This is a genomic window from Algoriphagus yeomjeoni, assembly GCF_049821175.1.
In the GTDB taxonomy this organism is placed as follows: Bacteria; Bacteroidota; Bacteroidia; order Cytophagales; family Cyclobacteriaceae; genus Algoriphagus; species Algoriphagus yeomjeoni_A.
The window spans coordinates 147,228-166,169 of record NZ_CP187512.1; the positions used below are offsets into that span (position 1 = coordinate 147,228).

Below are 18,942 nucleotides of genomic sequence, written 5' to 3' on the forward strand. Positions count from 1 at the left end.
TTTTCATTTGTTCCTTTAATTTATTTCTCTTTAATTACTGATGTAAAGTAATTTAGGTTTTTATTGTTCTGTTGGGTTTTTTATTGGTATTGAATTTCACTGCATTCTAATCTCAATAGGCGCATTTCAAACCACTTCTTTCAGTTTATATTTTTAAAGCTAATACCGATGAGCACATATCTAGAGATTATTCAGTTTGTATTGATTTGCTTGATAGTTTTTCTTCTAGTTTATTTTCTGTATCATAAACAAAGGAAAACCCATCTTAAGATGAAGGGTGATCATCTATACTCTGCAATGGCAAACCTTTTAAAACTCTATCCGCTTTCCCACGAAATGTATAAAATACCGGATCTCGACTTTGGTAATGAAGGCAAGGATGATATTTCCGATGAGGGGAAGCTTTTGGTAATTCAGCATACGCTTAAGCGCCAACAACTGGTCAGTACAATGCTTGATTTGAGAAACAGTATAAGGACTGACTTGGAGGATTCCGGAGAAAGGGAATTTCGGGAAGCATACAATGATTTAGAGAATGTGTATTCCGACCTTGATTCTGTCTATGGTAAGTTTCTAAAATACTTACAGACAGACTACAATCCCAGCAAATTAAAGAAGATGTACCAAATCATACCTAAAGGTTTTGCAGATGAAAATAATTTGATCACTGATGGTGTAAACGATATTTTCTTTGGAATGATAGAAAAACTACGTCAGTCAGGTTTTGACCTTCAACTAAAGATTGTTGACAAGTAGATGGATTGGTAACTAAAAAAAAGATTAATGAAACCTGTATGGGAAACTCTAAACCCGAAATTGTTCAAGCCTTATGATGAGGTATGGAGCGTAGAAGATCATCAAAGATATCAGCTGATTCTTGATTATCCCGTGGGAAAAATAATTAAGCTGCTACACAGCTCCTATAATAGACTGTTTAATTCTGAAGGTTTGTTTAATCCATATCTGGGCAAAGATAAAATTGAGAATATTAAAGACAGGTGGACGGTTGATTTACCTATTGATCCGCCACTTCTTTTTTGGGATTATTCTACAAAAAGCACTATGATTGAAAATGGGATCCATCGGATAGATTATGCCATAGAATTACGCACTACCCACCTCCCTATTTTAATCCCAAGAATCGATTATGCAATATTCTGTTTGATGGAGTAATTGAAAAATATCAACAAAAGAATTGTCAGATAAGAATTCCTTATAACTGCGAGAAATTTCGCTATATACACTGATGGGATCCTATTACGGATTAAAAATGGGTGTTTGGGAGCAATGTCAACTCTCAACAACTGAGTTGAGTGATAATTCTTTATAACAAATCCAATATCTAACAAATGGAGGATATTCCAGCGCATTGCCTCTCCCGAATATCGGGATTGACCACTCTGACGATAGCTTTGGTTGTTAGCCTCTATTTTCTTTAGCTTATAAGCTAATTCTGCTGGCAGACTAGAAAACACCGCATTTCCTTCACATTTTCCCGCATTTGAAATTTCAACCTTTATTGGATTGGAAGCCGTAGGAGGGTGCTGGAATTCTTTAGCGATGACTCTGGGTAATTATACCAGACAATTGCTGTTTAGCAGTTACCAAAGGCAGGAAATATTCGCCTGTTCTGAGCGAGAGCTATGATACTTTAGCCGGGCATTACAACACTACAATTTTTCCTGTAAGACCAGGTCACCCTAGAGAAAAATTCACCTATTAACAGGAGTCATTTGTTACTTTTTTACCTGAAATATTTTCACAGCAACTAAGCTTAATAACAATATTTAACAAATTAGTTTCTTGCCATTATTTAAATTATCACTAAACTAGCAGTAGTAAAATAATAGAAACTAGAATACTAATTAAGTATTTGCTGATTTTTTATTACATGGCACTACTTGATTGAAGGAATTTTTGATTTGTTTAAAAAGATAACTATTCGAAGGATAGCGAAGTGAAGGGGATATATACAAGTAAAATTTGAGGCTCAATAGTACTATTTAAGAAGGTCGTTAAAGCGTGCATACAGTAAAAGTCACTCTTCTTCAACTTTTTTAGCTGGATTGAAAAGCAATTCAATTATTGCTGAGCCTATCATCTCATACTACCAATTCAACATATGAAGATGAATTGGTAGGGATTAATGGGATAGTTTTTAGTCATGGAAATGATTGTTAAAAATATAAAACTGAAAAAAATGAAATTCCTCATTTCATGCCTTCTCCTGGCTGCCATCACTTTTGCCTCCCATGCCCAATCCAAACTTACTATTCGGGGTGTGGTGAAAGACACCACTGATACTCCGCTAGATTACACCTCAGTGTTACTTCTTAGCCCAAAAGACTCGGCTTTGGTGGCATATACGCTGACTAATAAAGAAGGAGAGTACCAATTTAAAAACGTAGATAGGCAACCGCTGCTCGTCAAAGCCACCTATATGGGCTACCTTCCTGTCCAAAAAGAACTTGTTCTGCCCGAAACAGGGGACTTGGAAGTGGAAGAGATTCAGTTGATGCCCATCTTACAGGAACTTTACGAGGTGGTGGTGAAGGCTGCCAAAGCACCTTTGATTATGCGGGGAGACACAATAGAGTACGATGCTAGTAAATTCAAAGTACCGCCTGGAGCAACCCTGGAAGAATTGCTCCGCAAGCTACCGGGGATAGAGATTGACAAGGATGGAAATATAGTTGCTCAAGGGCAACAAGTGCAAAAGGTAACAATAGATGGAAGGCGTTTTTTTGGAGGAAACACCAAAATGGCCACGCAAAACTTGAATGCAGAGTCAATTAGCAAGCTTCAGCTATATGATGACAAGTCTGAACAATCCAAGCTCACAGGTGTGGAAGATGGAGTAAAGGAAAAAACTTTAAACGTTGAGTTGAAGGAGGAAGCAAAAAAGGGAGGTTTCGGTAAACTTTCAGCTGCAGGGGGTACAGACGGAAGATGGACTACAAATGCTTCTTTCAATAAATTTGACAAAGTAAACCAGTTTTCTATCATCGGCTATGGCAATAATGTCAACCAATCAGGTCTGAGCTGGGATGATTTGCAGGAGTTTAGAGGGAGCAATGCTTTTCAATTTGGCGACACTGGGGACTTTGGTTTTAATGGAAGCGGTGGAATGAATATTATTTCGATTTCAGGTGGGGACAATGGAGAATCCTTCGAAATCCCCTTCAACAACCTCAACTCCGGCTACTCCAACAACCAAGCCATTGGCATCAATTATAATTACCTGAAGGACAAAAAGGATTTCAGTAGCAACTACTTCTATAGCCGCAGTGATCAAACGTTAGAGAGCTTTAACAGCAGGACAAACTTTCTACAAGACAATACATCCTTCACTTCCACTGACCAAAGCTTACAAAATAACATGGCAGGTCATCATCGGGTAAACCTTCGTTTTCAAAACGAATTAGACAGTGCCAACACCATCACCATTAACGCAAAGGGAAGGCTAAGTTCACTCACTACATCATTGTTTAGCCATCAGGAGTTGATTCGCAGTAGCACCGAGCAAAGCCAAATGGATAGGGACAACCAATCGGATAGATGGTCAGGTGCCTTTCAGGGAACAGCACTCTATAGGCATAAATTCAAAAAGAACGGACGAAACTTTGCTGCTAGCATCAGTGACACATGGAGCAAGGCAGACCAGGAGGGCACACAAAAATCCGTCGTAGATCTGATGAACTCAACAGACCCAAATACCTATTTCCGAAACTTGGATCAATTAAACCAGGCACTGAATGGCTCCAACCTGATCAAATCGAGCCTACTCTTTGTCGAGCCCATCAAAAAAATATTTTTCTGGGAGACTTTTTACAATTTCAGCCAGTCAAAAAGCGAAACAAACCGACAAGTATTCGATGTGGAATCAAGTGACACCCAAGAACTAAATCCAGACCTCAGTCGCTTTTTTGACAACACAATTACTTACAACAGGTTTGGCTCCAGCATCCGATATGCTAACAAAGGCTCTAATTTAAGTGTGGGTTTAGCCGCCTCCAATTACCGATTGAATGGAGAGTTTTCTGTAGTAGAAGATAGTGATATATTAGGCCGAGTGGATAAGAGTTATCTCAATCTCACTCCTAATGTGTCTTACTTTAAAACAATGAAAGGCAACAAGCGTATCAACGCAAGCTATGCAATGGCCGTCACTCCCCCAAATATCGCGGATTTGCAGCCATTCAAGGACATATCAAATCCATTGTATATACGTGAAGGAAATCCTGATCTGGAGCCCCAGGTATCCCATTCTTTCAATACAGGATATAGTATGTATGATCCTGCCACATTTATAAGTTTGCAGTTTTCATTCAATTCAACATTCTATCAGAATCAAGTCGTTCAAAATCAAACCATAGACCCCGAAACCTTTGTCACTACCTACAAGGCAGGCAATGTTTCAGGCGGACAGCGTTATTACCCCTATCTAAGTTTTGGTTTTCCCATCGTAAAAACCAAGGCTACCGCGTTCTTATCGGCAAATCCATCCTATTCAAAAAGCCTTTCCCTCATCAACTCCATAGAGACAGAGACCGAGACTTTAAGCCATAACTTTGGGCTAAACTTAAACTTGACCCCTTTAGAATGGCTCAGCCTATATACAGGGTCATCGTTTCGTCTGAGCAAAACCAAATACGAACAAAACCCCTCCCAAAATCAGGACATTATAAATTGGAGTGCTTACAGTAATATGAACATAAAATTCCCCAAAGATTTTTACTTAGACGTGAAATTCAACTACAACCGATACGAAAACGAAAGTTTTGGATTTGATCAGAAAGTCCCTATCCTCAATGCATTCGTATATAAACTACTCGGCAAGGCTAAAAAATGGGAAGTCAGACTATCCGCTTACGACATCTTTAAGCAAAATCAAACCATCAGCCAGTATGCAGGCCAAAACTACGTTTCCACTGGAAGGATTGAAACGCTATCAAGATATTTCCTACTTGGAGTGACCTACAATATGCGGGGAGTAGAAGTGAAAAATAGAAGATAGTTTAAACTAGCAGACAACCTTAACAACCATGAAATTAAAATATCTTATAATCCTTGCGCTAATTCTGATTTCCACAGGACTTAGAGCCCAAAATATAGTTGGTGAGGTAGAATACAGATACCGCATTTTCTATGATAAAATCTATTCCAACCTACCCCACATTACTCAACAGGAAAAGGATAGAATTCTACTAACTTGGAGTAACCCTGAAGGTTATAGTACCCGGATGAAACTCCAGTTTTGTCCAGAAAAAAGTATCTACACTTTCGGGGAACCTTATGAGGTAAGCAGTTACTCTTGGCAAGTGCAAGACTATTTTATTGAAAATAATTTAGAAGATCAGACCTATCTTAAATACATGGATCAAATGGGTAAAACTTACATCGTTCGTGACAGCCTAAATAGTCCAAAATGGAGGGTTATGAACGAAATACGAGATATTCTCGGACACATGTGTATGAAAGCCGTGGCTGAAGACAGCATTAAAGGCCAAAAGATCACTGCTTGGTTCGCCTCTGATATTCCAGTTTCAGTCGGTCCTGAAGAGCAATTCGGGCTTCCGGGTTTGATTTTGGCCTATGACATCAACGACGGCATGCTTATCGTGGAGGCCGAGAAAATCACTTTTGGGGAACCGGAGGAAATCATTACTCTGCCAAAAAAAATGAAAGGGAAGGAGGTTTCGGGTATTAAATATCAAGAACTAGTCAGTGAGTTTATCCAGACTTCTATGGAAAGGAAGCAAGCTTGGATGTGGGGCATTCGCTATTGAGAAGGTTGAAAAAGTACAAAGGCGAAAAGTAGGAAATTGGATGGTGGAATTCTGATCTTTGCCACAATATGACCTGAGTAAAGGAACTCACGCTGATCCATAATAAACTAATTTAGCCAAATCCAAAGACCAATGGCAGTGATGCGCCCTAGACGCAATCGGATAAGTAGGAATTCGGGAAGAGGGTTGAGGTGAGGAAGGGGACCAAATTTAAATTGGTTAGGATTGGAGGGTAGGACATGGCGTTAATTAGTCTTCCTCTGGAAGACTTTAGACTTGAGCCAGGGAGCAGGATCAGCAAATCCCACCCAGTCAAAATGACGATTTGACCACAGCCAGGCGTGGCTCGAGATAGACGGGGTACATTATTTTCTGAAGATTCAGTATTCGGGAAAGTGGTATTTATAATTGTGGTTCTACCACGAAGTTGATGGAAGTCCGGTAAGAAAATCTACCTCCTTGCTGAATAACGCTTAAAGGAGCCTAATATTCAGTCTTAAAATGCTCTTGGCCTTTTCTCCATTGATATATAAGGCTAACAAGAACCATGTTTTCCACTAACTTAAGGGTAGTGCCCCAAAATATATATTACCATTTTTCTCTGTTACCATGGATGGTATATGTTCATAGCAAAAGGCTGCGTCCATTTTCCAAGCAATCGGTTAGGATTCCTTGCTGGTGGCATAAGGCACAATTTCATCATTCATGGTTTTGCCATTGATCCAATTTTTGTCTTAAGAAATACCAAATGATTCTCGGACAGTTGCCACATTGCTCCGCCATAATTCTTTGCCAGAATGAATATCAAGTGCAGTTGGATAGCGGTCTGGACCAACAATGGATACAATACCGTTGTCTGTCACTGGAATGTACATGACCGTGGAGTAGATTCGGTTTGGGGAACCGTTATTCCAAGCCCATTTCAATAGCCCTGTATTCTGATCAAGCGCATAGAGGTTTTTGTCCCAAGCCCCAAAAATTACGAATCCCTCTGATAGCAGAGGCTTGCTTACTACCACTCGCTGAAGTCCTTCAAATTCCCAATTGACTTCACCAATCGATGCAGATAAAGCTCTGAATTTGCCATCGCTTCCTCCTATATGTACTGAATCACCTTCAATGATAGGTGATCCCAGTACGGCAGCTCCAGTTGTTACTTTCCATTCTAAATCTCCATTTTCAGTGTTTAAAGCATAAATATTACCATGTCCATATCTGAAAATGACTAAGCCATCCATTGCAGTAGTAGAGTAAAAGATACCTGCAGAAGTTTGGTAAGGCCAGTTTACTTGGCTAGTTCCTGCATCCAATGCTTCGAATTTCCTTATACTTTTCCAAAAAAAGACGTGATCGTCTTTCACTAATGGAGTTGAAATTACATTGGCGGAAGAATGATAACTCCATCCAAATACTTTTCTGCTGCTGCCAAGAAGAAAAATATATCCTGTCAATTGCTTCTAATGTATATGGATCTGCTGTAAAAGTAACCCTCCGCCACCCAAGCCCTTTCTACAAGCTATCAGGCATTTGATATGCTATTAAGCCATTTGGGTCAATTTTGTGCCAATCAGAATCTTAAAAATTTGGGTGGCCCACTCCAAATTATATCCAAGTTGATAGTGCCAAGCTTCTTTGGATTTTAACTCCAGTAACCCTTTCTAAAATTGGCTGTTATCCAAATTTGGATTTTGGCCATAGGAATCTAACGTCTCAGAAAAGAAGAATAGGAAGGCGGATAAACAGCTGAAAAAACATCTAGAAATTTTGAACTTAAGTGGCGTTTGGAGGCTAACCCGCATCTTCCAAACATAATTGTATTTGTCGAGATAGTCAGTTTCTCACGGCTTTTTAGCATTCGATAATTATAAACTAGTGGTAAAGTGAAGTTTTATAGTGAACCATTTTTCTGCCAATCCTTCCTCCGAAAAGTATTCCCTTGCATTGGGACATGTTTTGGTACAGTTTGTCCAAAGCTTGGGACTTTGAAACATTGGTTTTACTACTTTATCCAATATAAAACTAAGCCAGGAAGTCATGAAAAAAGTAGGTGTCATCGGGGGTTCAGGCTTTATTGGAAGCTACAACACCCAAAAGTTCTTAAATGAAGGATACCAGGTAAAAGTATCTACCACAGACCTTTCCAAAAAGGAAAAGTATGAACATTTGCTCAGCCTCAAAAATGCTGGGAATCTGGAAATCGCTCAATTGGATGTGGAAAACAAAGAGGAGCTTTTGGATTTTCTGAAAGACTGTAACATAGTGATCCACGGAGGAACACCATTTCAATTGGATGTGAAAGACCTCCAGAAAGAGCTGTTTGACCCGACCATCAAGGGAATGGAAAACTTTCTAGAAGCAGTTCTTAAGACTCCCGGGATTGAGAAAGTCGTGTTCATTGCTTCCGTAGCTGCTTTTAACACCAACTTTCCATTTTTACCTGCTGGAAAAGCAGAAGGTGAGCAAATCACTGAAAATGATGCGCCATTTATGAGCGAAGAAGGCATTCCCTATGCCCAAGCTAAGTTTATAGCCAATCAGGCGGTTAATAAATTCATCGCCGACAACTCTGATTTAAGTTTTGAAATCACATCCGTTTCACCGGTGGGAGTGATGGGCAAATCTTTATCAAACAGACAGGATTCCACTTCTACGGGAATACAATTTCTGTTTAAAAATAAAATTGCTCCCAACCCCTTCATACAAATGATCTATGACGTGGATGTTTTATGGGCATTGGTAGATGTAGAAGATGTTGCCGAAGCGATTTACAAAGCGACTACAACCAAAAACATCCATGGAAAAAACTATCTCTTGTCAGGGGAAAGTTACAGGGTATCGGATGTGACATTGATGCTCAACAATCAACCTCCTGCAGGTACCCCTGAAATCGTCTATAGTTCTGTTTTGGCAATAAAGGATTTGGGAATAGCATTTAAGCCTGTCAGCAATCCTTTGAATAACTATTCCTCCTAAGAAAATGAAAAATAACAACCCTTCTACCCGCAGAGATTTTATGAAATCTTCCATGGTCCTGAGTTCAGGTACATTAGGCCTGTCAATGATTCCAAACGCAATCCTTGCAACTGCCTTTAAGTCCGATGAACGTGTCAATGTCATCGGTCCGCGCGATGGATTTGCTCCCCAAGTCGGTACACTCTTATCTATGATGACTTGGATGCGGGGAGTAATATTAATGCCTGTCATGGGCCTGACTGTGGATCAGCTGGATTATATCCATGATGAAAACTCCAATTCCATCGGGGCTATGCTGCTTCACTTAGCTGCTACAGAGCGTTTTTATCAAGTCCATACTTTCGATGGGAAGGAATGGGGAGATTTTAGTAAGCAAGATTTAGATCGGTTTGATGTGGCGATGAATCTTGGAGAGGAAGCCAGAAAAACAATCAAGGGCAATAATCTTGAATACTATCTGGATATTATGAAGGAAGTGAGAGAAAACACCATAAAGGAATTTAAGAAAAGAGACGACGAATGGCTGATGTCAGTCGATGAAGAATGGCCATGGGGACCTACCAATAACTATTGCAAATGGTTCCATGTCTGCGAACATGAGTCCAACCACAACGGGCAGTTCAAATACATTAAAAGCAGGCTGCCGGGACTTAAATAGCAGGAATTAATTGTCAGGTAAATTGAAAGTAAGAAAATGGAAACTTCGAAAATCAACATGCGCAAAAATTAAAAATCAGTGAATAGAACCTTATTCCCACATATCGAAAAATGGTTATTCTTATTGATACCTTTAATATTCTTTGGCTTTTACCCAAGTTATTGGAGTAAGTTGACAGATAATAAAACAACTGTACAGCATATTCATGCCTTTTTTATGTGCTTATGGGTAATCATGAGTATTGTGCAGCCGTATTTGATTATAAAAAAGAAGATCCACGCACATAAAATGATAGGCAAAATAAGTTATGTGTTGATAGTTCTAATAGTAATTTCCGGATATACACTAATTCAGGCACGATATGACAGAGTGCTTCTACGTGTACAGGACAGAGTGGAAACCGGTGAACTTCAGCTTTCTCCTCAGGAGGTGCTTGAAAGAGTAGCAAGTTTACAAAGCATCGGAATCCTGTTTTTGCTTTTACTCATCATCTGTTACGTCCTTGCCATTGTCCATCGCAAAAAAATCCTTCCTCATGCCACCTACATGATAGGGGCTATTTTTACCTCCATTGACCCCGCTTTAGACCGACTGATTGGGTTTTGGTCCAATTCCTTTGAACTCGAGCCCAACTTCTTCCTTACTTATGCTTCCCAATTATTTGCCATGATCTTGTTAGTTGCCTTAGCAATTTTTCAACGGTCCAAGCAACTCTCGCTCAAACCTGTATTGGTGGTGATTGGTCTTTATACCATTGTTTTCCTGATCAACAACAACGCAAGTGAAACTGCTCGCTGGCGATGGTTTGCAGAAACAATATTATTTCGATAAAAAACAGGAAAGCCGAAAACTATCTAGAGTAGGCAATATTAAATAAGGGAAATAATGAAAATATCTCATGTTATATGTGTTGTGATAATGTTGGTATCATCCAGCTCTCTGTTTGGACAGACGAAGAGTGATTCTTTATTAATCAAAGAAACCGCTCTAAACTATATTGAAGGTCTATGGACAAATAATTATGAGAGAATGGAAAAAGCAATACATCCAGAATTGGCAAAAAGGGTAATTAGAAAAGATGACAAAGGGAATTATCGATTAAGTAATATGGGGTATTCAGAATTACTGTTTTACACAAAAACTTTAACGCCCAATGATGAAAAACCAGAAGAACCTTTTAAAGCGGATGTTATAATCTTTGATATTGCATCAGATATCGCAACTATAAAAATAACCCAAAATAAATATAGTTTCTTTGACTATGTTCAGGTAGGAAAGATAAGTGGGGAATGGAAAATGATAAATTGGCTATGGGCGAATACAAAATAAACTCATAGTAAAAAGAGATAACCGAAAACCTATCAAAGTAGGCAAAACACAATTTAATACAATGATGAAAAAATCTAAAATCCATTTTTTCTATTTGATTATTGTCTTTACCGGCTACAATCAAATCTGTCTGAGTCAAATCAAACAGAAGGCGGAAAATACAAGCGATTCTTTAAAAGTCACTAGACCTACTGATAATCAAATTATAGCCTACAATAATTATTTTGACCAGAATTATGAAAGGCATATTGATGAATTGATAGCTTTAATTTCATACCCCTCTTTATCTATGCAAGCTGATCATCAAAATGATTTGATAGAAGCAGCAGAATTCCTTAAAAATAAACTAATCAATATTGGCTTAGAAAAAAGCCAAATAAATTTCTCCAATGGCTTGCCGGTAGTCACTTCGGATTACAATCAGCATATAGATCAGCCTACTGTCCTTTTTTATGGACATTTTGATGTGCAACCTGTCAATAGCGAGCAATGGCAGAATGATCCCTTCAAAGCGGAAATCAGAGATGGTCGATTGTATGGTAGAGGAGCCACTGATGACAAAGGCCCTATCATAGCCTTAATAAGCACTCTTGAAGCCTTAATGACTATAGATGGGAAGCTTCCAGTAAATATTAAAATCCTTTTGGATGGAGGAGAAGAAATCGGGAGCCCGCATTTACCAGGCTGGTTAGCCGATCACAAAGATTGGTTAAAAGATATAGATTTCGGCATCAATGTAGATGCCGCCATGTATAGTGATGAGCAGGGTTTGATATGGAAAGGCCTTCGTGGTGCTTCGGATATAGAAGTCACTTTAACCTCCGCCAATACTGATTTACATTCAGGCATCTATGGAGGAGTTGCACCCAATGCTGCAGTTGCTTCCTCCAGAGTAATTGCTTCTATGTATAATGATGATGGGTCAGTCGCCATTGAAGGATTTTATGATGATTTAAAAATATTCTCTGAGGGGGAAAAAATAGAAATCGCTGCTTCTGTAGACAAAAACCAAGAAGCAGATGAATTGAAGAAATTTGAAATTGATCAATGGATAGGAGAAGCCGACTACACCTATACTGAACGAACATGGATTCGTGGATCCATGGATATCACTGGTTTCAAATCAGGTTATACTGACGGAAAAGCCTCTATCATACCGCATTCAGCCTGGTTCAGGATCATGACACGATTGGGGCCAGGTCAGAACCCGGAAAAAATTAACAGCTTGATTAAAAGCCATATCGAAAGAAATATCCCCTGGGGAATCCAAGCAGAATTTAAAGCAAGTGGAATGGCAGCCGCTACTGTCTTAAATGAAGATGATATGGGGTATAAGATTGGAAAAAAAGTGCTAACTGACTTCTTCGGAATTTCCCCAAAAATTCTCTACATAGGTGGAACTGTCCCAGCCCTATCTTTTATCCCTGATGCAGGTGGGCCTGATTTGGTCTCGATTGGCTTTCAGCGAAGTGATGAGAATTTTCATGCCGATAATGAATTTATGAGAATTGCTAGCTTTAAAAAAGGTCAACTCATTTATGCGCAATTATTACATGCATTTGTCGATCAAAATCGCACTGATACCAAGTAAATCTATAATTAGAAAAGCCGAAAACCGGTTAGAGTAGGCATTGGATATAAAAATAGCACAATGGAAAAATCATCAGACTTATTGAACCGAATACTTGTAATTCTAATATTGTTGTTCAATCTCAATCCGGGTAATCTTTTATTTGCACAACAAATAGCCGGATATGAGGTATTTAAGGACATACCTTATGGTGAAGACATGGAACAGAAGATGGACATCTATCTTGCTGAAAAGGAAAAAGCCAATGGAAATAAAGGCTTTACTATTGTATTCCTTCATGGAGGAGCCTATTATTTAAGTGACAAAAGCCAAGAAGAAAGATATATTGAGCCATACCTCAAAAAAGGCTTCCATGTAGTCAACCTCAATTATAGATTAAAAAGAGGAATACCACTAGCGACAAGTGACCTTACCAATGCACTCAACTTTCTCAAATCTAATAATGGTGAATACAATTTAAATCTCTCTCAAATTATTGTAACAGGCTTTTCTGCGGGAGCACAAATTGCCACGAATGTAGGATTAGCTCAAAACAACCCTATGTTTCCTGATAAGCTGGAAGATGAGGTTGAGATTATTGGAGTTATAAACGTCTCTGGCCCTGTAGATGACTTAGATGTTATAGAAAAAATATTTATAGATTACGAATACGAGCTATTTAGTAAAGCCGGTAATGCGCTCTTTCCCTCAGATGGCTACGCTAGCAGAGAGGTGTTATCGGTTTACGAACCTGTAACCTATTTTGATGATAATGACCCCCCGGTTTTTCTTTGGCATGGAGGCCTGGATGACCAAATTCCACCTGCGACTTTCGAGCAGTTTGTTTCCCTGATGAGGAAGGGGAAAGATACCAGGATGTTTATCCCTAACGGAAAGCATAGTCCTACAAAGGAAGAACTAGCCAATGCCTATGTGGAAATATTCAATTTTTTAGAAGGCTTATAAAGAAAATCCAATACCTGTCGGATTGCACAAATTCCCTTGATAATTCATGAAATATCGGACAAAATACGAACCCCAGAATTGGATAAAGAACGACAACAAAAGCCAGTCATTTTATTATTAAATAGTCAACCATAACTATGAAAAATTTATCAGCACCTGTTTTAATTACTTTTGCGCTCATCATGGGCTGTACAAATAATCAAAAGGAGACGGCCGGTTTTACTGAATCGCATAATAACCATCAAAAAACAGGAATAGCGATTGGTGGGATAAATCAATCTCCGGTATTTACTCCTTCCGAACTTCCCTATCCTTTCTCCAGTGCAGTACAGGTAGGGGATATCCTTTTTCTTTCAGGTGAGATCGGAGATGCTGGAGATGGAACTGGCCCCGTGCCGGGAGGCATAGAACCTGAAACACACCGCATGTTCGAGCGCATTAAGGCAACACTTGCCAGCCACGGCCTGGGTCTGGAGGATGTCTTCAAATGCACAGTAATGCTGGCTGACATGTCCGAGTGGCAGGCCTTCAATAAAATATATGCAGGTTATTTCGAGCTGGGCCGATATCCTACACGCTCAGCAATGGGAGTAAATGGCCTTGCCCTGGGTGCTAGGGTAGAAATGGAATGCTGGGCCTATAATCCTCAAAAGAAATAGTAACGTTCATTACTGAATTTAGTCAACCTCTATTATATCTGCCATAAGCCCCTTATTAAAATAAATTATGAAAAAACTTCTTCTCTTCCTCACATTACTACTGGAAATCTTTATCGTCCAGGCGCAAACGAAAATAATAGACATGCATGTTCACTCTTATTCACCAAGTGATTTCGGAGATAGACAACCAGCCACAGATCATTATGGAATCAAAGGTTCAACAAATGCAGAAGAACATCGCCTAGTGACTTTTAAGTATTTTGAGCAATTCAATATTGTGAAAGCGATGGTCAGCGGAAATCCTGAAAGCGTAGTAACATGGGCAGATAAGGATAATTCCGATCGGGTGATTAAAGGGATATTACAGTTTGCTCCGGATAGTTACGACATGGATACCATCCGCTTTGAGCAAATGATAAAGGACGGGGAAATTGAAATTTTCGGGGAATTGGGACCTTACTATAGTGGCACCACACTTAGTGATCCTGAATGGCAACCTTACCTGAGGATTTGCGAAAGATATGATATTCCTGTAGCCGTACATACTGGTGGAGGTGAACCATTAGGCACCCAAACATGGGCTCCCAAAGCAAGACTTCAATTAGGTGATCCCTACCTGATTGAAGATGTGCTGGTCAACTACCCGAAACTCAGAATTTATATGATGCATGCAGGTGGTGAAGACTGGCCCGAGCATGCCATCAGATTGATGGCCTATTATCCACAGCTCTACACTGACCTAGGTGTCATGCTGTGGGTGGAACCCAATACGCAACGCTATATCACAGAATTTCTGAAAAACATTAAGCATGCAGGCTACTTGGATCGAGTTATGTTTGGTTCTGATCAGATGATCTGGCCTTACGCAATCGAGAAGTCTATTGATTTTTTGAATAGTCTTGACTTCCTGACAGAGGAGGATAAAGAAGGGATATTTTATGGAAATGCAGCGAGATTTTTGAAGATGGAAGAGTAACCTCATCCCAATTAAAATGACCCTATGAATAGAAAAATAATCCTTCTGACTTATTTGTGCCTGCTTGGATGTTCTGAGAAACATGAAAAATTTAACTCACCTGTTAAAGCTTTTGGATTCGATGAAATTCCTGATTCAAGCTTTGTGATACAGTCACAGATACGATTTGACACATCTGATTATATTATTGAGCCTAAGCATTTAAAGAAATATTATGACCATCCTGGTGAACTTGGTTATATAGCTCAGGGTGAAGATTATGATTTTAAATCCCTTTCAGTAATAATGGCAATGGCAATGCCAAATGGAGGGCCACCATTGCATTCACACGGCATGGAAGAATTACATATAGTGTATGATGGCACTGTGGAGTACATGATCAATGAAAAGCAATTTACGGCAGTTGGACCCTACATTGTGAAAATTCCAGCAGGCGCTCCCCATGCATTTATGAATCGAGGGGAAACTCCAATAAATATTGTGGGCATATTACCCGAAAACAACACTAGCTATCAAGAAATTGGTCCAAATCCGCTATTGGAGAAATAAGTTTACAACTTATTGAGTGGTGGATTACAAATCAAAAGCATAATAAATACCGACTGACAGAAAATAAATCTAGATGAAATACATACTATTTGTAACCTTATTCATGAGTTATTCACTGGTTTTCGGCCAAAAAGCTGAAGATAAATATGCCAAAGATATTCAATCCATCGATGCCATTATCAATGCATATTATGATGTAGTCTCAGGTTCGAGTTAGGAACCTTGGCAATTTGAAAGAGACCGCTACATTCATTCCCCAAATGCTGTGATAACAAGAATTGATGAAAACGGGCAAGCAGAATCCCATGCCCTAGAAGCTGAATACATTCCGCTTGCACTAGCTCCAAAAGAAGATTTTTATGAAAAAGAACTGAAAAGAAAAGTCAGCCAATTTGGTAATATGGCGCAGGTGTGGAGTGCTTTTGAAATAAGAACTGAGCCCGAAAAGGAATCAACCCTACGCGGACTGAATAGCATTCAGCTCCATTATGAGAATGGGAGATGGTGGATTGATAGTTGGACTTGTGAAATGGAAACTGAAAATAGTGCTGTCTTCACTGAATTTATGGCTGACCAATGAAGCTTACCCATAACCATGATCTGATGGCCAAAAGATTTATCAATTAAACGAAAAAAGAAGAGCTAAACATTTTAAAATGAAACATATAATCCGATTATTCTCAACTTTTATAATACTGCTTATTTGTTCGCCATCCTACGCCCAAAAACCACGAGCGAGAGATTTGGGAGTTCCCTTTAATGGCACAACTGGTCAATTCAATGCCATCACCGATGTAAAAGGTGTGGAAGTCGGATACAGCACAATCATTTCTGGAAGTGGTGAAAACATTGTAGGAAAAGGTCCGGTAAGAACAGGGGTCACTGCCATTTTTCCACGGGGCAAAACTCAAAAATTTAGTCCTGTATTTGCCAATTGGTATAGCCTGAATGGAAATGGGGAAATGACCGGGACCACATGGGTCACGGAATCCGGCTTTTTGGAAACACCAATTATGATTACCAATACCAACAGTGTTGGAGTGGTTCGAGATGCTGTTTTGAAGTGGTATGTAGATACTGACTGGTATAATGGCGAAGAGTGGTGGTACACCTATCCGGTAGTGGCAGAAACTTTCGATGGGTTTTTGAATGACATCTATGGATTTCATGTCAAAGAAGAGCATGTGCTAGAAGCAATTACCAATGCAGCATCGGGTAAAATAGCTGAAGGAAATGTGGGCGGAGGCACCGGAATGATGGCTTTGGGTTTCAAAGGTGGAACCGGGACATCCTCAAGAATGATGAAGATTATGGATTCCACTTACACAGTCGGTGTTTTAGTTCAGGCTAATTTTGGCAGGAAACCTTCCCTCACGATTGCAGGAGTCCCTGTAGGAAAAGAACTAATGGATACCTTAAATAATGAATTGAAATTGCCTCCTCAATCATACAGGAGAGAAGGAGACGGATCCATCATCGTGGTGGTCGCGACCGACGCGCCTTTGCTGCCTCATCAGTTGAAACGGATTGCCAATCGTGTTCCGATCGGAATTGGATTGACAGGTGGAATAGGTACAAATGGCTCGGGTGATATTTTTGTAGCATTCTCCACCGCAAATCCAAATGCTTTTCAGCGCTATGATTTCTCAGATGTTGACATGCTGCCAAATGATTTGATCGATCCGCTATTGGAAGCGACGGTGCAGTCTGTCGAAGAAGCCATTATCAATGCCATGATCGCAGCAGAAACTATGGAAGGAATCAATGGAAATAAGTCTTATGCATTACCTCATGGATTGCTTGTGGACTTGCTGAGGAAATACAATAAGGTTGAATGAATAATTGTGAAAAATGTCGTTAAGATGCTTATCCAAAAGCAGTTTGTTAATCCAAACCGGAGTCCGGTTTCTGGAGAAGTAGGACTGCTCCTTCCGCCCCGAATTTCCCGACCTCGAAGGGGTTGAATTTGAAAATATTCTTGATAAAACCACCAATCCCACTTTGCCTGAAGAATAATCTGGTCTGTTGGGGAATAAATCAAGGCAGTTCGTCCTAAGTGGAGGCATAGTGGCTTTTGATTTTTTTATCTTTTCCAGCATCTCCTAAATCAAATTTTAATGAAAAATCCTTGAGATAAATTTTTTAAAAAACCTATGAAAACCACCCAAGAAGGATTAAAACGTGAAGTCGGCGTATGGGGGCTCTCAGCCAACATTGTCAATATCATGGTAGGGGCCGGCATCTTTGTTTTGCCTGCCATCATCGCCGAAACCATGGGGGCTTCAGGGGTCTTGGCTTACCTTTTTTGCGGATTGCTGATCGGTTTGGTGATGCTATGCTTTGCAGAGGCGGGTAGTAAAGTCACCCATTCAGGAGGGGCCTATGCCTATGTGGAGACCGCATTTGGACCATTTTCCGGATTTTTGGTTTCGGCGTTTTATCTGACAGGATCCATTTTTGCGGATGCGGCAGTTTCCAATGCCCTCGTGGAAATTTTAGCTTTGATTTTCCCTGTTTTCAAAAATCCGACAGTCAGAGTGCTTTCCTTATTTTTCCTTTTTTCTGGATTGGCCATTCTCAATGTCATTGGTGTCAAACAGGGGATCGGTTTGGTCAAAATCACCACTATTGCCAAATTGATTCCGATTGTTTTATTGATCACTATTGGTTGGAAGGATTTGCAATGGGTCAATCTTGCTTGGGAATCAGAACCGACTATCCAAAAGGTGGGAGAAACATCCCTGATTTTGTTTTTTGCTTTTATGGGTGGGGATGCAGGATTGGCCATTGGAGGGGAAATCAGAAATCCCCAAAAGACTGTTCCACGTGCGATATTTATCGGTATTTCTGGTGTCTTATTGCTTTATGTCCTGATCCAATTGGTTTCTCAGGGAGTCATGGGAAGTGAACTGCCAAATTTCAAGGAAGCTCCTTTGGCAGAAACAGCTCAACTTGTTTTCGGCCCAATAGGCTATACCCTGCTTTTTGTGGGCACAGGCATATCCATGTTTGGAATGATCAGTGGACAAACCCTGAACAATCCAAGAGTGATATTTAGATTGTCCCGGGATGGCGTGATCCCTTTCAGCAAGTTGGCTTCTATTCACCATAGGTTCAAAACCCCATATTTAGCGATTTTGATTTATGCTGGGCTGGGCTTCACGCTCGCGGCAATAGGTGAATTTAGGCAGCTTGCAGTGATTGCTGCTTCAAGCGTACTATTGGTTTATTTTGGGGTATCGCTCTCGGTCATCGGTCTTCGGAAAGGGAAGGATTTGGAAAAAGGGGGTTTCAAAATCCCTTTTGGTTACACTGTTCCTCTGCTTTCTGCAGGAATCATTCTTTTTTTTCTGTCCAATTTGACAGGACCTGAGATAAAGGGAATGTTGCTCTTGATAGGGATTCTGACTGCGGTCTATTTCTTGGGAAAGGTTTATAGAAAATGGAGGAAAAGCTAAAATATCTAGCTAAGG

General features: G+C 39.9%; 18 protein-coding genes. 17 read left to right on the forward strand and 1 reads right to left on the reverse strand.

Annotation, left to right across the window (positions count from 1 at the left end; all coding sequences use genetic code 11):
- The first annotated feature begins 297 nt into the window (after positions 1 to 297).
- From ACPUEN_RS00530 to ACPUEN_RS00545, 4 genes are all read left to right on the forward strand, one after another.
- A complete protein-coding gene (locus ACPUEN_RS00530) occupies positions 298 to 756 on the forward strand; it encodes a hypothetical protein (protein WP_425637891.1) in 459 nt (152 codons plus the stop codon).
- A gap of 27 nt (positions 757 to 783) precedes the next feature.
- Positions 784 to 1,173, forward strand: coding sequence for a hypothetical protein (locus tag ACPUEN_RS00535; RefSeq protein WP_425637892.1), 390 nt, complete (start codon positions 784 to 786; stop codon positions 1,171 to 1,173).
- A gap of 1,027 nt (positions 1,174 to 2,200) precedes the next feature.
- Positions 2,201 to 5,017 (forward strand): outer membrane beta-barrel protein, encoded by a 2,817-nt coding sequence (locus ACPUEN_RS00540; RefSeq protein WP_425637893.1) that lies wholly within the window; start codon positions 2,201 to 2,203, stop codon positions 5,015 to 5,017.
- A 28-nt stretch (positions 5,018 to 5,045) separates the two neighbouring features.
- Complete coding sequence (locus ACPUEN_RS00545; RefSeq protein WP_425637894.1) at positions 5,046 to 5,789, forward strand: GLPGLI family protein; 744 nt, start codon at positions 5,046 to 5,048, stop codon at positions 5,787 to 5,789.
- Between the two features lie 734 nt (positions 5,790 to 6,523).
- Here ACPUEN_RS00545 and ACPUEN_RS00550 read toward each other — a convergent pair.
- Positions 6,524 to 7,240, reverse strand: a complete 717-nt coding sequence (locus tag ACPUEN_RS00550; RefSeq protein WP_425637895.1) for a PQQ-binding-like beta-propeller repeat protein — start codon at positions 7,238 to 7,240, stop codon at positions 6,524 to 6,526.
- Positions 7,241 to 7,823: 583 nt separating this feature from the next.
- Here ACPUEN_RS00550 and ACPUEN_RS00555 point away from each other — a divergent pair.
- The 13 genes from ACPUEN_RS00555 to ACPUEN_RS00615 all read left to right on the forward strand — a co-directional run bounded on the left by ACPUEN_RS00555 (position 7,824) and on the right by ACPUEN_RS00615 (position 18,927).
- A complete protein-coding gene (locus ACPUEN_RS00555) occupies positions 7,824 to 8,762 on the forward strand; it encodes an NAD-dependent epimerase/dehydratase family protein (RefSeq protein ID WP_425637896.1) in 939 nt (312 codons plus the stop codon).
- 4 nt (positions 8,763 to 8,766) lie between these two features.
- The gene (locus tag ACPUEN_RS00560; protein ID WP_111612653.1) at positions 8,767 to 9,420 is read left to right on the forward strand and encodes a DinB family protein; all 654 of its coding nucleotides are present in this window, start codon (positions 8,767 to 8,769) and stop codon (positions 9,418 to 9,420) included.
- A 78-nt stretch (positions 9,421 to 9,498) separates the two neighbouring features.
- Positions 9,499 to 10,251, forward strand: coding sequence for a hypothetical protein (locus ACPUEN_RS00565; protein WP_425637897.1), 753 nt, complete (start codon positions 9,499 to 9,501; stop codon positions 10,249 to 10,251).
- A 54-nt stretch (positions 10,252 to 10,305) separates the two neighbouring features.
- Positions 10,306 to 10,749, forward strand: a complete 444-nt coding sequence (locus tag ACPUEN_RS00570) for a nuclear transport factor 2 family protein (protein WP_425637898.1) — start codon at positions 10,306 to 10,308, stop codon at positions 10,747 to 10,749.
- A 61-nt stretch (positions 10,750 to 10,810) separates the two neighbouring features.
- Positions 10,811 to 12,340 (forward strand): M20/M25/M40 family metallo-hydrolase, encoded by a 1,530-nt coding sequence (locus ACPUEN_RS00575; protein WP_425637899.1) that lies wholly within the window; start codon positions 10,811 to 10,813, stop codon positions 12,338 to 12,340.
- 60 nt (positions 12,341 to 12,400) lie between these two features.
- A complete protein-coding gene (locus ACPUEN_RS00580; protein ID WP_425637900.1) occupies positions 12,401 to 13,285 on the forward strand; it encodes an alpha/beta hydrolase fold domain-containing protein in 885 nt (294 codons plus the stop codon).
- A 137-nt stretch (positions 13,286 to 13,422) separates the two neighbouring features.
- A complete protein-coding gene (locus tag ACPUEN_RS00585; protein ID WP_211320494.1) occupies positions 13,423 to 13,944 on the forward strand; it encodes a RidA family protein in 522 nt (173 codons plus the stop codon).
- A gap of 67 nt (positions 13,945 to 14,011) precedes the next feature.
- Positions 14,012 to 14,920, forward strand: coding sequence for an amidohydrolase family protein (locus ACPUEN_RS00590; protein WP_425637901.1), 909 nt, complete (start codon positions 14,012 to 14,014; stop codon positions 14,918 to 14,920).
- Between the two features lie 24 nt (positions 14,921 to 14,944).
- Positions 14,945 to 15,469: a cupin domain-containing protein gene (locus ACPUEN_RS00595; protein WP_425637902.1), complete on the forward strand. Its 525-nt coding sequence runs from the start codon at positions 14,945 to 14,947 to the stop codon at positions 15,467 to 15,469.
- A 73-nt stretch (positions 15,470 to 15,542) separates the two neighbouring features.
- Positions 15,543 to 15,686, forward strand: a complete 144-nt coding sequence (locus tag ACPUEN_RS00600; RefSeq protein WP_425637903.1) for a hypothetical protein — start codon at positions 15,543 to 15,545, stop codon at positions 15,684 to 15,686.
- Positions 15,687 to 15,734: 48 nt separating this feature from the next.
- Complete coding sequence (locus ACPUEN_RS00605) at positions 15,735 to 16,049, forward strand: hypothetical protein (protein WP_425637904.1); 315 nt, start codon at positions 15,735 to 15,737, stop codon at positions 16,047 to 16,049.
- 76 nt (positions 16,050 to 16,125) lie between these two features.
- Positions 16,126 to 17,307, forward strand: a complete 1,182-nt coding sequence (locus ACPUEN_RS00610; protein WP_425637905.1) for a P1 family peptidase — start codon at positions 16,126 to 16,128, stop codon at positions 17,305 to 17,307.
- A gap of 315 nt (positions 17,308 to 17,622) precedes the next feature.
- Positions 17,623 to 18,927: an APC family permease gene (locus tag ACPUEN_RS00615; protein WP_425637906.1), complete on the forward strand. Its 1,305-nt coding sequence runs from the start codon at positions 17,623 to 17,625 to the stop codon at positions 18,925 to 18,927.
- Positions 18,928 to 18,942: the final 15 nt, after the last annotated feature.

Bases quoted from the DNA above. Each gene is read 5' to 3' on its own strand.
- ACPUEN_RS00530 (WP_425637891.1), top strand. From the start codon at position 298: ATGGCAAACCTTTTAAAACTCTATCCGCTTTCCCACGAAATGTATAAA.
- ACPUEN_RS00535 (WP_425637892.1), top strand. From the start codon at position 784: ATGAAACCTGTATGGGAAACTCTAAACCCGAAATTGTTCAAGCCTTAT.
- ACPUEN_RS00540 (WP_425637893.1), top strand. From the start codon at position 2,201: ATGAAATTCCTCATTTCATGCCTTCTCCTGGCTGCCATCACTTTTGCC.
- ACPUEN_RS00545 (WP_425637894.1), top strand. From the start codon at position 5,046: ATGAAATTAAAATATCTTATAATCCTTGCGCTAATTCTGATTTCCACA.
- ACPUEN_RS00555 (WP_425637896.1), top strand. From the start codon at position 7,824: ATGAAAAAAGTAGGTGTCATCGGGGGTTCAGGCTTTATTGGAAGCTAC.
- ACPUEN_RS00560 (WP_111612653.1), top strand. From the start codon at position 8,767: ATGAAAAATAACAACCCTTCTACCCGCAGAGATTTTATGAAATCTTCC.
- ACPUEN_RS00570 (WP_425637898.1), top strand. From the start codon at position 10,306: ATGAAAATATCTCATGTTATATGTGTTGTGATAATGTTGGTATCATCC.
- ACPUEN_RS00575 (WP_425637899.1), top strand. From the start codon at position 10,811: ATGATGAAAAAATCTAAAATCCATTTTTTCTATTTGATTATTGTCTTT.
- ACPUEN_RS00580 (WP_425637900.1), top strand. From the start codon at position 12,401: ATGGAAAAATCATCAGACTTATTGAACCGAATACTTGTAATTCTAATA.
- ACPUEN_RS00585 (WP_211320494.1), top strand. From the start codon at position 13,423: ATGAAAAATTTATCAGCACCTGTTTTAATTACTTTTGCGCTCATCATG.
- ACPUEN_RS00590 (WP_425637901.1), top strand. From the start codon at position 14,012: ATGAAAAAACTTCTTCTCTTCCTCACATTACTACTGGAAATCTTTATC.
- ACPUEN_RS00595 (WP_425637902.1), top strand. From the start codon at position 14,945: ATGAATAGAAAAATAATCCTTCTGACTTATTTGTGCCTGCTTGGATGT.
- ACPUEN_RS00600 (WP_425637903.1), top strand. From the start codon at position 15,543: ATGAAATACATACTATTTGTAACCTTATTCATGAGTTATTCACTGGTT.
- ACPUEN_RS00610 (WP_425637905.1), top strand. From the start codon at position 16,126: ATGAAACATATAATCCGATTATTCTCAACTTTTATAATACTGCTTATT.
- ACPUEN_RS00615 (WP_425637906.1), top strand. From the start codon at position 17,623: ATGAAAACCACCCAAGAAGGATTAAAACGTGAAGTCGGCGTATGGGGG.